The organism is Arenibacter troitsensis, assembly GCF_900177645.1.
Lineage (GTDB): Bacteria > Bacteroidota > Bacteroidia > Flavobacteriales > Flavobacteriaceae > Arenibacter > Arenibacter troitsensis.
Window position 1 is genome coordinate 407,295 of record NZ_FXAO01000004.1, and the last position, 16,161, is coordinate 423,455.

Genomic DNA, 16,161 nt, shown 5'->3' on the forward strand with positions numbered 1-16,161 from the left:
ACTGTTTATATTTTTATTCATAAATGCAAAAAACACAAAATGGTTGCGTTAACGAGCGTTCATTTTTTCAGCACCGCCAAGAACTATTACTGTACTACTTCTACCCATTGGCCCTTGGTTCGTACTGCAAAATCATTGTTGTACATAGCCTCGGCCTGTATCCCCGGCATGTAATATCTTCCCAAATAAGAGGCGTTCAACAATACCCTAAATACCTTTGTTTCGTTCTTTTTCATGTCAAAATAAAAATTGGCCCTATCATCCCTCAAATCAGTATAAGTCACGTCGTTTTCAGCAAAATCACCAAAATCTGTGAACCTGGTATTTACTATTTCCCACCCACTGGGAAATATTTCGGAAAGTGCCACATTTTTAATCGATTCTGCCTTGGTATTGGTAAGCGATACTTCAGCAACAAAATCCGTGCCCTGCATTATAGAGGAAGGATCCAATTTTATACCGTTTCTTCCCTTAAAGGCCATATTGGCCACTAAATTCCGATCCAATTCCTTTTCCTCTCCTACAGGCAAAATTCCACTCTTAACAATACTCACATAGAGCACATTTTCGCCAGTATTTTTTATATTGATGGAATTGGTCCCCGTTGTAATACCCAATCCCGTATTGGCCAAGGTTTTGTCCGTATTAATTGCTGTATTGCCCCCATTTACGGTTATGTTGGCCTTAATTCCCTTGCCCCCTACCATATGGGCAAATTTTGCCAATGCCAAGAGACAATATGCCGTAGTCTGGGTACTCATCCATTGATCCGAACTTAAACGCTGTGCCAAAGTCTTGGCCATTTCCTGAGCCTTTACCTTGTCCTTTAAAACCACAAATGTTTCCAAGGCCATCGCCCTATTTCGATCGGAAGACCCAAAGGTTTGATAATCATGTTTACCATCGGAAAAATCATAATTTGCGGATTTAATTATCTGTTGGGCCACAGTTTCCTGGCCAACAAGTGCATAAGCAGCCGCCAAGCGGAATTTCCCTTCATTGGATAGCTTGGGCGTTTCCCTTAATCTGTTCATAGAGGCAATATCCGCATTACCTGAAAGTGCCAAGGTATATAAGCGATACGCCTGGGCCAAATCCGAAGACCCTGTTCCTGATCTCCATTGCCTAGCTATGTTCTGTTGATAATTTAGCCAAGAAGACCTAAATCCCAATGGCAAAACGTATCCCTTCTTCTCAGCTTCCAATAAAAAGTGGCCCACAAAGGACGAACTCCAATCATCGGCATAATTTTGTCCTGGCCAATAAGCGAACCCCCCACTTGGCGTTTGATAGTTGCCCACTCTTTTTATGGCACTTTCAACATTTTGCTGTAGCTCTTTTTTCTTAGTTGTGTTAATATCGAAGATATCCGTAATAAACAACTGGGGAAAGGCACTAGCGGTGGTCTGCTCCAAACACCCATGCGGATATTGGATCAAATATTGCATTCTTCCATTAAAATTCATGGGTGGCAACGTAGAGAATTCCACCTCCGCCTTATTACTGCCCGGAATGCCAAAAGTTTCAAGGTCAATTTTTCTGCTACTAGTGGCCTCCAGAACAATATCTTCCGTCACCGTAGTCAAAGGATTTGGATTCACCACATCTATTGGCACCTCAAAAGATGCCCTTTCCCCATTTCCCGAAGCCTCCACCACAACTTTACCTATGCCATTATAATCGGCCACCTTTAATTGAAAATAGGCCATTTTCTCATCGGGTTGGGTGAAGGAAACGCTTTGTACCGTCTTACCTTCTACTGTAAAAGAAGGATCTGGTTTAATTTGTAAGGTCACTTCCTTTACCTTGTTTTCCATAGCAAAAACCGTTACCGGTAAGGTTACCATCTCCCCTGGAGTGATTTTCCTTGGTAAGGAGGCCAATACCATAAGTGGTTTTCTCACGGGGGTAGTTTTCTCTGCCACACCATAGGCAGCCTCCCCAGAATTCCCGGCTATGACCATGGTCCTGACTGAACCAACATATTTGGGAATATCTATCTTATGTGATTTTGTTTCCCCTTTACTCAAGTTAAAGGGACCTAGATAAACCACCATAGGTTCAAAGCGATTGGCTTTTTTATTTTTGGCTCCGGCCAATTCACCGTCACCACCTATAGCAAATACCTGGTTTATCCTCCCTCCAAAGGCTCCTATTACATCATCGTAAACATCCCAACTCTTGACCCCCAATGCTTCCCGGGCATAAAAAGTATTCCACGGATTTGGAGTTTTGTAACCTGTTAGATCCAGCAGTCCTTCATCTACCATGGCAATACTATAGGTCATGGCCCTGCCTTGTTTCTCATTTACTTTTAAGGTTATACTTTCCTCAGGCCTTAAGACATTCGGCATAGTAATTTCTGGTTGCAGCTTGGTCAAAGGATCTTCTACCAATATAGGAACTACCCCATACATTCGTATAGGGGAATCGTTTAAAGTGGTGGCATGGGGTTGCAGCAAACTTATATTGATATACACATTGGGAGTAAACACTTCGGATATAGGAATTTCAAATTTTGTTTCCCCCTTTTGGGATTCCACCCATTGTGAATGCAGTACTTCACTACCATTTTCAACGGTAACCAATGCCCTGCCACCCTCCGAACTAGGAAAGGTAACGATAGCCGTTTCCCCTACTTTGTACACTTCCTTATCCGTGGAGAACACTAACATAGTGGCAGCTGAAGGATCATTTTTCATGCTTTTTCCAGCCCATCCCGGCCAATCTACATATATTGTTTTGCCAGTTGCATGCCCTCCGTTTGGATCTTCCACCCTAACCAAATATCGGCCCCACTCGGGGTATTTTAGCTCAAAATTAAATGATGCCTTACCATTGGAATTAGTGCTTATGGTCTCCTCAAAAACTTTTTCCTGATACTCACTACTGCTAAAACTGGAAAGATTATCGGCAGAAGTCTCCCACCACCATCTCCAACCCACTTTATAGATAGTTGCCTTTAAATTGCCGGTAGCTATGGCATTGCCCATTTCATCTACGGTTACCACCTCAAATTTATGCGGTTGGTCTGTGAGCAACATACCCCTGGTTTTATCACCTTTGGGCACATTAAGGCCTACATAGGTTTTAAATGGCGAAAATTGCTTTGTAAACACGTCCGTACTAAAATCGCCCCCATTTTCATACACCTTGGTAATAAATGCAGCTGTAAGCATTCCTGGCGCCTGACTGTTAATTTGTGGGTTTATAGAAAAGCCTGCCTTGCCTTCGGAGTTAACGGCATTATTGAATACTATCTGGTCCTCGGTGACAAACGCCCTGGTAGGATCATCAAAAACATAAGCCGGAAAGTTCTTAAAGGTTGTTGTCTGTACATTGAATTTTGCCGTAATATCCGCTTTTAGGTTTTTGGCCACCGCACCATGAAGCCAAGCTACCTCCAGCATCCCTTTAATGGGTTTGCCAGCGGACAAAACCTCATCTTCAAACTTTGTCTTGATCTTTAATCTATTTGGCTTTATAGTTTCAATCTTAACGGTCTTTGTGAAGGTTGCCCCACCTACCGAGACCTTTGCCAACCAATTACCTGTAGGTGCATTTTCATCCGTCCTTAAAATAAAACTGTAAAAATTGTTGAGGGAGTTTGTCCTTACTTCCCTTTGCACCACCTTGTTGTAGGGATCTATCAATTCCAATTTAACGGGATGCCCTGCGGGAAGTTTATTGGCCTTATCGTTTAACATAAACGAAAGAAAAAGTTTGTCACCAGGACGCCAGACCCCCCTTTCCCCAAAAATAAAACCTTTTATTCCCTTTTGGAGGGCTACTCCATCAACATTAAACTTACTAACGGACAACGCGTTTCCATCATTTAGTTTAACATAGGTCTTTTGACCATTACTTTCGGCTACCGCAAAGTACGCTAAGTGTTCACTATCAAATATAGAGGTACCATCCAACTCCGTTATTACCTGCCCAATGGGCTGTTGTTGGTAATTATAGAAAGTTACTTTGGCCCCTGCAATGGGTTCGGTACTTACAATATTATTGACCGCTACAAAATAACTCTTGTTCGCCCCTTGTTTTACTATAACCCCCAAATCCGAAGCCAATACATTGGCCCCTACCGTCTTATCATAGTAATAGGAAATATGACAAGGATTATCCCGTTGATTCCAGTCATAGTTAAAGTAATAATCCTCATAATAGGATTCCACTCCGTCCCAAGAGCTGTTTTCCGTTTCCTGATCATAATCTTCTTCCGGCGAGGCTTCTTGATCAAAATTGGTGCCGTCACATTTGTAAAGACTATAGGAGGGCTTAAAACCAAATTCAACTCTATAAATTGCACCTACCTCGGGTGCAATAAGCGTTCTTAAATCTACGGCATGAGCGGACCATTTACCATGGTTATTGCCTAGGCCGGTTTCCAAATCCAATTTCTTGGAGGCTATGGGCCTTGCCACCGTTTTTAAATTATAACTCCCATTAAGATCATTACCTTGTAGGAACTGCAAAATATTGTTCTCAAAAATTTTATAGACGGTTAAGTTGACCGACTTTAGGTTTACCGCTTCAAAATTAATTTTTAGATTATTGGAGGATGGTAAAATGGTTCCATTAGACAATAGTCGGACCTCTGGTTTTATTTGTTCGAAGGCTACGCGCTCTGTAAACTTTGTTTTAAGTTTGTACCCATCAACACTTTCAATACCTTCAAAAACCTCGAGACTTAAAGTTGTACTCATCTCTTTGGAAGGATATACCTTTAGGGTATTGCCCACTACATCATATTTAAGGTTGGCATCGCCCTCCAACACTATAAGACCCTTAAAGTTTTGCCCTTTTTTTAAAGGATCCGAAAAATTGATATTGATGATTTGTTTTTCGCCTGTTTCCAAGCCAACATCCAGAATTGTAAAATTATTCTTGCCAGGTATCTTTATCGTATTTTCACCAGCACTTTCAATATCCATCCCTGTCCCATCCCATGCGACCTCCAAGTTGGTATCCTCGGTAAATCGCTGAATGCTATCAATTTTAAAATAAAAATGGGTTCCTTCAGCTATGGAGGTATCAAACTTAACAGGGACCTTTTTCCCGTTCTGCCTAACCTCCAACAACTGCTTGGCAATTTCCAAACTTAATTGATCAGCGCTTCTTAATTGACCTTCCAAATATTGATAATCCTTGGAATAGGACTGCAGCGCCTGGGTATAGACATTAAACTGTTGTTTTAAAGTTTTTACTTCAAAATTAAACTTGCGCAACTCCTTTGGAACCCCAGATATCAAAGATCCAAGATTTAAAGTAAATGTATAGTTGCTGTCCTGCTGAAATCCAACTTCGGGTACAAATGCAATGGTTCTACTGTCCAGGGCTATGACCTTACCACTTGTCTTTGGAGTTACCAACAATAAATCACTATCCAATTCTTTCCCGCTTTCCCAAGAGTCAAATGGACGGTTCAATACTACCCTTACATCTGCTTTTACAGAAATTATTCCATGGGACACTTCCGTAATATATTCCTGATATAGATTTAAATTATCTACTGGAGCTTTGCCGGTATCTTTTTTAGGGTTACAACCAACTATAAAAAGAAATATTAAGGCACGGACAATTAATTTCATGAGAAGAACCAATTTAGTACAGTAAAGATATAAGGTTTTCCTTTTGTGGAATATTTTTTGTTTTAATTAGGATTGACACAATTTTGTGCTTATATAATGGCAATGGCAATTCTATCATCAATAATTAAAATACTTAATGCATTTCAATAATAAAGTTGGAGTTTACTATCGAAGTAATCTTTGGATTACAGATTTTCATATGAGACATGCATTTCATCGAATAAATCACTTAATAAGACTACTTGCAAAATTATTTTTTTAATATTACAACTGTTGGTTACGAGACGCCAATAACGAGAACACAAGAATTCCCCATTCTTCCCTTTCTTCCTACTTACAAATAGAACATTATATGAAAATGAAATTGCATTATTTTGTAATGCTTTTGTTCGCATTTGTAGTAGCCTCTTGCAGTACAGAGTCTATTGAGCCGGCAAATATTACCGAAGTCGAAAATGCGGTTGAAGTGGAGCAGGAATTACTTGGGATCGTTAACGAACATCGTATTTCCCTAGGATATAACGATTTGGATTTTAGTACCGTAGCGTATGAGTACGCTAACAAACATACAGATTATATGATAGCCAAAGGCGCTATTAACCATGACAATTTTAGCGCCCGGGCATCGGATATTTCCCAAGCAGTAAATGCGTCTTTTGTCTCCGAAAATGTAGCGAAGGATTATGATTCTGCCCTAGAGACTTTTCAAAAATGGTTGGCCAGTTCCGACCATAGAAAAACTATGGAAGGAGAATTTACCCACACCGCGGTAAGTGTAAAGAGAAATACCGACGGCACTCTATATTTTACACAACTCTTCTATAGATAGTCTTCTTAAAAGCAGTTTTCTTTTATTATTTTTGATGTTAAACCGCGTTTTAATATTGGGCGGCATTATAATATTAACTTCAATATGATAGACTATGTCCATAAAGCAACCTTTCCATCTAAATAAATGGCTTTCCGAAAACAGGGACACTTTAAAACCTCCCGTAGGAAATAAGAACCTGTACGCGGAATCAGGGGACTACATTGTTATGGTAGTTGCCGGCCCCAACGCCAGAAAAGATTATCACTACAATGAAACAGAGGAACTGTTTTATCAATTGGAAGGTAATATTGAAGTCCATATTCAAGAAAACGGCCAAAAAAAAACGATGTATTTGGGACCTGGGGATATGTACCTGCACCCTGCCAAAATACCTCATTCGCCGGTTAGAAAAGAAGGATCCATAGGTCTGGTTATAGAACGCAAACGTGCCGAAATGAACGTTGATGATGGCTTACTTTGGTTTTGCGATAAGTGCAACAATAAACTATATGAAGTATACTTCACGCTAAATAATATTGAGAAGGACTTTTTGGGACATTTTAAAACCTTTTATGGTTCGGAAGACCTTAGAACCTGCAGTAATTGTGGCACTGTAATGCCCGTTGACGAAAGATTTATTGCCAAGGAAGACCAATAAATTGTGTTCATTTTCCCGTATAGCCTCCTTTAAGCTAAGTTGGGCCTAAACCGTAGAACTTACTTTAAAACATTTATGGTTAGTTACGCCCTAAACTGCACATTAATTTGTAAATTTGAAAAATATAACAATTCACGATAAAATAGTTATAAATGTCAAAAATTGTACAGGAATTCGGAATCCAAGAAGCCTTGAAAAAATTAGGAGTTGAAGCAATAAATAATGGAACCTCTACGGGTTCCAATAATTTTTCTTCCGGAGGGGAGTTAAGTTCGTATTCCCCAGTTGACGGTGCCCTAATTGGTAAAGTAAGAACTACCTCCAAAGAGGACTATGAAAAAGTAATGGAGGCGGCCAACAATGCATTTAAAATTTGGAGAACAAAACCCGCACCCCAAAGGGGAGAAATAGTGAGGCAGTTTGGCGATAAACTTAGGGAACTAAAGGAACCTTTAGGAAAGTTGGTTTCCTATGAAATGGGAAAATCATATCAGGAAGGACTGGGAGAGGTGCAGGAGATGATAGATATCTGTGATTTTGCAGTAGGCCTATCCAGGCAATTGCACGGACTTACCATGCACTCCGAAAGACCAGGACATAGAATGTACGAACAATATCATCCATTAGGGGTGGTTGGCATAATCTCGGCCTTCAACTTTCCAGTGGCCGTATGGGCCTGGAATACCGCTTTGGCTTGGATATCTGGAGATGTCTGTGTTTGGAAACCAAGTGAAAAAACACCCTTATGCGGTGTGGCCTGTCAAAATATAGCGGTAGCCGTTTTTAAGGAAAATAACCTTCCCGAAGGTATTTCCTGTTTGATCAATGGCGATTATACGGTAGGTGAATTTATGACCCATGACAAAAGGGTGCCTCTAGTATCTGCCACAGGATCTATACGCATGGGAAAAATCGTGGCCCAGGCGGTAGCAGCCCGACTTGGAAAATCGCTCTTGGAACTTGGTGGAAACAATGCCATTATTGTAACCCCGGATGCCGACATAAAAATGACCGTTATTGGAGCCGTTTTTGGGGCCGTTGGTACGGCAGGACAACGTTGTACCTCCACACGAAGATTAATTATACACGACGCCATTTATGACAAGGTAAAAGAAGCTATTGTTACCGCTTACAAACAATTGCGTATAGGCAATCCACTGGATCAGAAGAACCATGTAGGCCCATTGATTGATACCGATGCCGTAAGTATGTACCAAAAGGCACTTAAGAAAGTAGTGGAAGAAGGTGGTAAGCTAATTGTTGAAGGAGGTGTACTGGAAGGGGCAGGATATGAAAGCGGATGTTATGTAAAACCTGCCATTGCCGAAGCAAACAACAATTTTGAGATTGTACAACACGAGACCTTTGCACCAGTACTCTACCTATTAAAATATTCAGGAGACGTAGAAAATGCCATTGCCATACAAAATGGAGTTGTCCAAGGACTATCCTCGGCCATAATGACAAATAATCTGCGGGAAGCCGAGCGATTTTTATCCGCCCAAGGTAGCGATTGTGGCATTGCCAATGTAAATATTGGAACTTCCGGTGCTGAAATAGGAGGAGCTTTTGGTGGGGAAAAAGAAACTGGTGGAGGGCGTGAATCCGGTTCGGATGCCTGGAAAATCTATATGAGAAGACAGACCAATACCATCAATTACACTACCGATTTGCCTTTGGCGCAGGGTATAAAGTTTGATCTTTAAGATTAAGATAAGACCATTGAAAAAACCCGCTATGTTCTGGTTTGTATCCAGAACATAGCGGGTTTTAAACTAACCAACCAAATTACATCCTGAAGAATAGCTCTATACTCCAAGACAAAACATTAATATCTAATGGTTCGATATAAAATAAACCCGTAGCCACTTGAAAATTTCCCCTCCCCCCGAATAGGTCCATTAGAAATAGCTGCGGGTTTAACCAAACTAACTCAAATAATTATGGTGAAAAAGACCTATTTCAATGCCGGAACTTAGTCGGGAGAAATAAGGTCTTTATTATTCTAATATTTACGCTAAAGTCTGTATTTCTTTCCATGTTTAAAAGCAAAACTATATGGATGGTAATAAAACGTGTATAATTGGTAAATTTTGCAGCCACTGCCCTTAATTTCACATCACCATCTCCCTCGTTTAAAGATGTTTATCGCAGGATTATAAAATTTTAGTCACTAGCCCTGAACTACATAATCCCTCTATTTTTAGCCAAAGTAAGATGAACTTCCACTTACTGCATTTTTTTGCTAACTACTTGAACCGGAATATTTAATACCATTATTTTAACATTTATGCGAATTTTTTAATACATTTAGACAAAACCCATTTAGCTATCCGAAATGTCTAAGAAAACAACCAATTTATTGGGTATTGTTATCGCCATTGTTGCCGGAACCTATTTTAACATCATGTTGTGCAATACATGCAACACCAAAGCAGAGGATACTCCATCGGTTGAAAGCACAGAAGAGGTTGCTAATATTGGACTGCTGGCAGAGAAAAAAAACGATTTTCAGAACCTTGATAAAAACAACTAACCCAAAACGATAAAGCACATGGAAAACCTAAGTATTTGGTGCTGGTTTATACCTGCCGTAGTAGGTGTAGTCTGCGCGCTATTTGGCTACTTAATCGGAAAAGGCACCAATTCCCAAATAAGCCATACTTCAGAATTGGATATACTAAAGAATAAAAACGCAAAATTGGAAACCGATTTGGAGCAATGCAAAAAACAATTAACCCAAAAAGTGGATCTTGTTGTTCCGGATGAACCCATTGCCCCAATAATTGCCGCTGAAGCCCTACTTCCATTTAATGCACAGGCAGCAAAAGCCGCCCTCGGGAAAACTGTAAAACGGGACGACCTAAAGATTGTGGAAGGCATTGGTCCTAAAATTCAGCAACTATTCAATTCCTTTGATATTAAAACCTGGAAAGACTTGTCTGAAACTGCCGTTGCCAAATGTCAGGAGATACTGGACAGTGGAGGAGCCCCTTATAAAATTCACGATCCAGCATCCTGGCCAATGCAAGCCAAAATGGCCTATGAAGGCAAATGGAAAGAATTGCACAAATGGCAGGAAGAACACAAAAGAGGAAAACTGTAGCCCCTGCGGTGGGTACTCTCCATACAGCACCTCAGCGAAACACTTGAAGGTTTTTTTGGCACACCATACATCTAGAATCTATTGGAGAAAGATACCATGGAAACGCCCCACCTATGTCATAAGTGGGGCGTTAGTACCCTTTAATACTTTATTTACTAGACCATTCTGCCGTTGGCCTCCACCCACTTGAACCTATAGTTGTCCTCCGGGAATTTCATCCTACTGGCAATTCGCTCCAATCTATCAGGAAGCTTCATTAAATAATCCCTTGCCCTTTCCGCATCATCATTAAGGCTTCTAATGCTATCCAATTCCCAATAACTATTTAATTTTTTCAAAATGTCTATATAGTCCTGAGCAGTGTAAACCCCTAATCTTTGGGCACAATTGGAAAAATTTTCAAATGCGGTACCTATACTTCCGCCTGACTCCCTTAAGAAATGGGCCGGCATTACAATTTTTTTCTTCATCATATCAGCAAAGGCCAACATCATTTGGCTTGGGTCATTTTCAAATATGACCTTAACAAATTCCCTATAGGCCAAATGATGGCGCATCTCGTCTCCAGCAATAATGGTACACATTTTACCAAGAAGCGTATTCCCTCCCTTTTTACACATTTGACCTACCCTTTTGTGTGAAATATTGGTGGCCAATTCTTGAAAAGAAGTATATACAAAGTTTTTATACGGATCTCTATCCGTTCCTATATCAAAACCATCGGCAATAAGGTGCTGGGTGGTAATTTCCATTTCCCTCATATTGACCCTTCCTGCCAAATAAAGATATTTGTTAAGCACATCTCCATGTCTATTTTCCTCAGCGGTCCAATGACGTACCCACTTGGACCAACCATTCTTGTTTTCACCATGTTGATCTATTCCCTCTACGTCCATAAGCCAAGACTCGTAGGTAGGCAATGCCTCCTCGGTAATGGTATCGGCTACCAAGGTGACCCAAAGATCATACCCCAATTCCTTGGCTTCCTCACGTATCTGGGTTACGTGATCCATAAAGCCTTCACTTTGTGTGTCTGGTAAAAAATCCGTGGGTTGCCAAATATCTTGTATTGGAATAAGGTACTGGTCTATAAAACCATCTACCTTATCCTCAATGGACTTCATCACTTCTATTCTAACGTTCTTATTAGACATTCTTCAAATTTTATGTAAATATCCTTAATAATCTTGATAATCTGTACCTCTAAACGGTAAATTTTAGTTTCTTCCCATTTCGGTGGGATAAAACAAATATACTGGATCACTTTGCCAATATTGCTTGGAACCAACATCCATAATCGTCAATGGCCCCCTAAAGGCCGCCCCTGTATCCACATTCCAAATATTGGCAGCATTCTTTGGCGTGGTCCTCCCAATCCTCGTTACCGGGGTATGACCAATAAAAATCTCCTTGTAATGTGTTAACCTTTGAGGGTAAATTTCATCCTCTTTGGTCAATGATGGGTCTAAAGACAGTGCCAATTCCCAAAGTGTCCTATCCCAATAAAAGGTTTTGGTAAAATACTCATGGCTTACACCCCTTAAGTTAGTAAATCCTGCGTGGATAAACAAACGATTCTCGGAGTCCAGAATATAATTTTCCAAATTATCGTAAAATTGAATATGGGCTTCCCTTATTTCATCCCCAACCAACCGATAAGAGTTTTGAGTTGCAGTACCTCCATGTTGTAGCCAAACAGGATTATGATCGCCACTTTTCAACCAATCATTGCATAGTTCATCGTGATTTCCCCTTATGAACGAGCATTTATGCGTAAGTCTAAGCTCCATTAAAAAATTTACCGTATTCACGGCATCACTCCAACCATCCACATAATCGCCCAAAAAAATAAGATGGTCACTGGGACTCACTTTTGCCCTTTCCAAGACTTGCTTCAAGGCCTTTAACCCAGAATGCAGGTCTCCAATTACCAATGTTCTCATTTGGCAAAAATCGCAAATACCACTTTAATATCCATGGCAAAAGGACCTAAAATTGGATTTACCCGAATAATTTAAGCACCTATCCCAAACCCAATAGAAAATTGGATGCTACTTATAGACCCCAAACAAGACTAAAACCAACAAAAACATATCCGCCAAAACAAAAGGCCTACAAGGCATTTAGTGCAAGAATTCTTATTCAGGTCGGCAACATTCACGAAATAAAATTTAAAAAAAAGTATAATTTATTTGTTAACTTTTTCATGTTGATAAATCTTTAATTAATTCATTTTCAATAATATAAATCATTTTTACTGTAAACTTTCATGATATTTATCATGTTTTACCTTCTATTTTTTTTAATACTTTTGTTCTTTATTCCATTTGTATTACAACCTAAAAAATCATCATATGCCAACAAAAATCGCCCAAGGACCACAAAAGACCTACAGTCAGGAAGAAGCCTTTAATGCTTCGTTAAAATATTTTAAAGGTGATGACCTTGCGGCCAGGGTATGGGTAAATAAATATGCCCTGAAAGATTCCGAAGGGAATATTTACGAGCTAACCCCAGATGATATGCACCACAGGATAGCCAAGGAGATTTCCAGAATTGAACAAAAATACCCAAACCCACTCAATGAAGAACAAGTTTTTGACCTGATCAAAAATTTCAAATATATAGTCCCCCAAGGCAGCCCAATGGCTGGCATTGGCAATCCTTTTCAAATTGCATCCCTGTCCAACTGCTTTGTCATAGGCAATGAGGGCCAGTCCGATTCGTACGGGGGAATCATGAAAATAGACCAAGAACAAGTACAGCTCATGAAACGCCGCGGTGGCGTTGGTCATGACCTATCCCATATACGTCCCAAGGGGTCGCCGGTAAAAAACTCGGCCCTTACCTCAACCGGCTTGGTCCCATTTATGGAAAGATATTCCAATACTACTAGGGAAGTAGCCCAAGATGGCAGAAGGGGAGCCCTAATGTTATCGGTCTCTATAAACCACCCGGATGCAGAAGATTTTATAGATGCTAAAATGGAACAGGGCAAGGTAACGGGAGCCAATGTATCCGTTAGAATGGACGATGATTTTATGAAGGCCGTTGAAAGTGGAGAACCCTATACCCAAAAATTTCCTGTTCAAAGCCCAAACCCTAAGGTTTCCAAAACTATAGACGCCGAAAAATTATGGGGCAAAATAGTCCATAACGCATGGCAATCGGCAGAACCTGGCATTTTGTTTTGGGATACTATAATAAAGGAATCCGTACCGGATTGTTATTCAGATTTGGGCTATAACACCGTGTCTACCAATCCCTGTGGAGAAATCCCGCTCTGTCCCTATGATTCCTGCCGCTTGTTGGCCATTAACCTCTTCTCCTATGTAGACCAGCCTTTTACGGATAATGCCTCCTTTAATTTTAAACTATTTAAGGAACATATTGCGGCGGCCCAGCGCATTATGGACGATATTATTGACCTTGAATTGGAGAAGGTAGATGTAATACTGAAAAAAATAAAAGCGGATCCGGAATTGGAGGACACCAAGGCCGTAGAATTCAACTTATGGAACAAGATCAAAGAAAAGGCCGAACAGGGGCGCAGAACCGGAATCGGCATTACAGCCGAAGGGGATATGCTGGCGGCACTTGGTTTGCGTTATGGAAGTGAAGAGGCCAACAAATTTTCAATTGAAGTGCATAAGACCATTGCCTTGGAAGCTTATAGAGCCTCGGTACATACCGCCAAAGACAGAGGGGCCTTTCAAATTTTTGATGCGGAAAGGGAAAAGAACAACCCCTTTATCCTAAGACTAAAGGAAGCCGATGAAAAACTATATTATGAAATGTTGGAATACGGCCGTAGAAATATTGCACTATTGACCATTGCACCAACCGGCACCACTAGTTTAATGACCCAAACCACCTCTGGCATAGAACCGGTTTTCCTACCGGTTTACAAACGGCGCAGGAAAGTTAATCCGAACGACAAGGATGTCCGTATTGATTTTGTGGATGAGGTTGGGGATTCTTGGGAAGAATATTTGGTATTCCACCATAAATTCAAACAATGGATGTCCGTTAAGGGAATTGATACCGAAAAAAATTATTCCCAGGAGGAGTTACAGAAAATTGTAGAAAGTTCCCCTTATTTCAAGGCTACATCCAATGATGTGGATTGGCTGAGCAAAGTTCGTTTACAAGGTGCTGTTCAGAAGTGGGTAGACCATAGCATAAGTGTTACCATAAACCTTCCCAACGATGTCTCCGAAGAATTGGTCGGTAAACTCTACTTGGAAGCTTGGAAAGCAGGTTGCAAGGGTGTCACTGTTTACCGGGATGGTTCTAGATCTGGGGTATTGATCTCCAATGATTCAAAAAAATCGGAAAATGAGGAATCCCTAACCCTTTTCCCCACAAAACGTCCCCAAATTTTGGAGGCCGATGTAGTACGACTTCAAAACAACAAAGAAAAATGGATCGCTTTCATTGGCCTGATCAACGACCAACCCTATGAAATTTTTACTGGTATGGCCGATGACGAGGACGGTATACTAATTCCTAGGTGGGTAAATAACGGATTAATTATAAAAAGTAGGAACGAAGACGGTTCTTCCCGTTATGATTTTCAGTACAAGAACAAGCGTGGCTATAAAACAACCATTGAGGGATTATCCCATAAATTTAACCCGGAATATTGGAACTATGCCAAATTAATTTCGAGCACCCTACGCCATGGCATGCCAATTGAAAAAGTGGTAGACCTCATCAACAGTCTACAACTGGATAGCGAATCTATCAATACCTGGAAAAATGGTGTTGCAAGGGCTCTTAAGAGATACGTTGCCGATGGTACGGAGGCCAAGGGACAAAAATGTGATTCCTGTAATTCCAAAAATCTGATTTATCAAGAAGGATGCCTCACCTGTAAGGATTGTGGTTCGTCCAAATGCGGATAAACCAGTAAAAAGACTAATTACAGCTTAAAAGTTACGTCCCTAAATGCAGGCATTTGGGGACGTTTTTAGCATTACTGCATTTTTCTATCTATTTTAGATAAATCAATTAAAGCCAAAGAATGAAAAACGTTTTCTGTATAGGGGAATTATTAATAGATTTTGTAGCGGAAAAGCAAGGTAGCGATCTATCAAAAGCCAATAATTTTACAAAAAAAGCAGGCGGTGCCCCGGCAAATGTAGCATCGGCAATAGCCAAACTGGGAGGCAAAAGCTTTTTCATTGGCTGCGTAGGCAAAGATCCCTTTGGTACTTTCCTGATCAATACCTTAACGGAAGGACAGGTGGACGTATCCCTGTCACAACGGTCAGACACTTTTACCACCCTGGCCTTTGTTTCCATAGCAGAGGATGGGGAGCGCGATTTTGTTTTTAGCCGTGGAGCCGACAAAGAATTAAAATACGATCGCCGTTTAAGCAAGCTATTTAAAGATCATATTGTGCATTTTGGAGCCGCCACCTCATTCTTGGGAGGGTATCTGGAAGAGGCTTATTCACTATATCTACAAGAAGCCGTATCCAACAATAGCTTTATATCCTTTGACCCTAATTTTAGGGCGGATCTGTGGAAAGGAACGGAAGCCATATTTGTTCAAAAATGTATCCCATTTATAGAAAAATCCCATCTCTGCAAATTTAGTTTGGAAGAGGCCCAATTGCTTTCAGGAAAGGAAAATTTGGAAGAGGCATGTGCTTTTTTACATAAGCTGGGCTCCAAGATTATTACGATAACCTTAGGAGGGGAAGGCACCTATTTAAGTACACCGGCAGTTAAAAAAATAATTCCAAGCATAAAGGTAAGCCCTATTGATACCACTGGTGCCGGAGATGCATTTATTGGATGTTTGCTTAAACAAATTGCCCTGACCACCAAACTGGATACGCTTACATCCGGTTCCGAACCTTTGGAAAATATGGTGCAACAAGCCAATAAGGCAGGTGCAATTACGACCACCAACTATGGGGCTATAGAATCCTTGCCCACCCAACAGCAATTAAACCAACTCTAAAAATCCAATGACTGG

Annotated in this window: 10 protein-coding genes; 7 read left to right on the forward strand and 3 right to left on the reverse strand. The window is 40.6% G+C overall.

Features of this window, described 5'->3' with window-relative positions:
- Nucleotides 1-86: 86 nt before the first annotated feature.
- Nucleotides 87-5,597: an alpha-2-macroglobulin family protein gene (locus B9Y87_RS11350; RefSeq protein ID WP_085499104.1), complete on the reverse strand. Its 5,511-nt coding sequence runs from the start codon at nucleotides 5,595-5,597 to the stop codon at nucleotides 87-89.
- A 352-nt stretch (nucleotides 5,598-5,949) separates the two neighbouring features.
- Here B9Y87_RS11350 and B9Y87_RS11355 point away from each other — a divergent pair, with 352 nt between their 5' ends.
- From B9Y87_RS11355 to B9Y87_RS11375, 5 genes are all read left to right on the forward strand, one after another.
- A complete protein-coding gene (locus tag B9Y87_RS11355; protein ID WP_085499105.1) occupies nucleotides 5,950-6,426 on the forward strand; it encodes a CAP domain-containing protein in 477 nt (158 codons plus the stop codon).
- Between the two features lie 94 nt (nucleotides 6,427-6,520).
- The gene (locus B9Y87_RS11360; RefSeq protein ID WP_085499107.1) at nucleotides 6,521-7,066 is read left to right on the forward strand and encodes a 3-hydroxyanthranilate 3,4-dioxygenase; all 546 of its coding nucleotides are present in this window, start codon (nucleotides 6,521-6,523) and stop codon (nucleotides 7,064-7,066) included.
- Nucleotides 7,067-7,218: 152 nt separating this feature from the next.
- The gene (gene amaB / locus B9Y87_RS11365) at nucleotides 7,219-8,772 is read left to right on the forward strand and encodes an L-piperidine-6-carboxylate dehydrogenase (RefSeq protein ID WP_085499109.1); all 1,554 of its coding nucleotides are present in this window, start codon (nucleotides 7,219-7,221) and stop codon (nucleotides 8,770-8,772) included.
- A gap of 632 nt (nucleotides 8,773-9,404) precedes the next feature.
- Nucleotides 9,405-9,602 (forward strand): hypothetical protein, encoded by a 198-nt coding sequence (locus tag B9Y87_RS11370; RefSeq protein ID WP_085499111.1) that lies wholly within the window; start codon nucleotides 9,405-9,407, stop codon nucleotides 9,600-9,602.
- Between the two features lie 18 nt (nucleotides 9,603-9,620).
- Nucleotides 9,621-10,172 carry a hypothetical protein gene (locus B9Y87_RS11375; protein WP_085499113.1) on the forward strand — a complete coding sequence of 184 codons (552 nt, stop codon included), beginning with the start codon at nucleotides 9,621-9,623 and terminating at the stop codon, nucleotides 10,170-10,172.
- A gap of 155 nt (nucleotides 10,173-10,327) precedes the next feature.
- On the opposite strand, the gene B9Y87_RS11380 is transcribed toward B9Y87_RS11375, so the two are convergent.
- Both B9Y87_RS11380 and B9Y87_RS11385 read right to left on the reverse strand, forming a co-directional pair.
- On the reverse strand, nucleotides 10,328-11,326 hold the full coding sequence (locus B9Y87_RS11380; protein ID WP_085499115.1) for an acyl-ACP desaturase: 999 nt from the start codon (nucleotides 11,324-11,326) through the stop codon (nucleotides 10,328-10,330).
- A gap of 63 nt (nucleotides 11,327-11,389) precedes the next feature.
- Nucleotides 11,390-12,115 (reverse strand): metallophosphoesterase, encoded by a 726-nt coding sequence (locus B9Y87_RS11385; RefSeq protein ID WP_085499117.1) that lies wholly within the window; start codon nucleotides 12,113-12,115, stop codon nucleotides 11,390-11,392.
- A gap of 411 nt (nucleotides 12,116-12,526) precedes the next feature.
- Between B9Y87_RS11385 and B9Y87_RS11395 the strand changes: the two genes are divergently transcribed.
- Nucleotides 12,527-15,079, forward strand: coding sequence for an adenosylcobalamin-dependent ribonucleoside-diphosphate reductase (locus B9Y87_RS11395; RefSeq protein ID WP_085499121.1), 2,553 nt, complete (start codon nucleotides 12,527-12,529; stop codon nucleotides 15,077-15,079).
- Between the two features lie 119 nt (nucleotides 15,080-15,198).
- A complete protein-coding gene (locus B9Y87_RS11400) occupies nucleotides 15,199-16,146 on the forward strand; it encodes a carbohydrate kinase family protein (protein WP_085499123.1) in 948 nt (315 codons plus the stop codon).
- The last annotated feature ends 15 nt before the right edge of the window (nucleotides 16,147-16,161 follow it).

Bases quoted from the DNA above. Each gene is read 5' to 3' on its own strand.
- B9Y87_RS11350 (WP_085499104.1), bottom strand. From the start codon at position 5,597: ATGAAATTAATTGTCCGTGCCTTAATATTTCTTTTTATAGTTGGTTGT.
- B9Y87_RS11355 (WP_085499105.1), top strand. From the start codon at position 5,950: ATGAAAATGAAATTGCATTATTTTGTAATGCTTTTGTTCGCATTTGTA.
- B9Y87_RS11360 (WP_085499107.1), top strand. From the start codon at position 6,521: ATGTCCATAAAGCAACCTTTCCATCTAAATAAATGGCTTTCCGAAAAC.
- amaB (WP_085499109.1), top strand. From the start codon at position 7,219: ATGTCAAAAATTGTACAGGAATTCGGAATCCAAGAAGCCTTGAAAAAA.
- B9Y87_RS11370 (WP_085499111.1), top strand. From the start codon at position 9,405: ATGTCTAAGAAAACAACCAATTTATTGGGTATTGTTATCGCCATTGTT.
- B9Y87_RS11375 (WP_085499113.1), top strand. From the start codon at position 9,621: ATGGAAAACCTAAGTATTTGGTGCTGGTTTATACCTGCCGTAGTAGGT.
- B9Y87_RS11380 (WP_085499115.1), bottom strand. From the start codon at position 11,326: ATGTCTAATAAGAACGTTAGAATAGAAGTGATGAAGTCCATTGAGGAT.
- B9Y87_RS11385 (WP_085499117.1), bottom strand. From the start codon at position 12,115: ATGAGAACATTGGTAATTGGAGACCTGCATTCTGGGTTAAAGGCCTTG.
- B9Y87_RS11395 (WP_085499121.1), top strand. From the start codon at position 12,527: ATGCCAACAAAAATCGCCCAAGGACCACAAAAGACCTACAGTCAGGAA.
- B9Y87_RS11400 (WP_085499123.1), top strand. From the start codon at position 15,199: ATGAAAAACGTTTTCTGTATAGGGGAATTATTAATAGATTTTGTAGCG.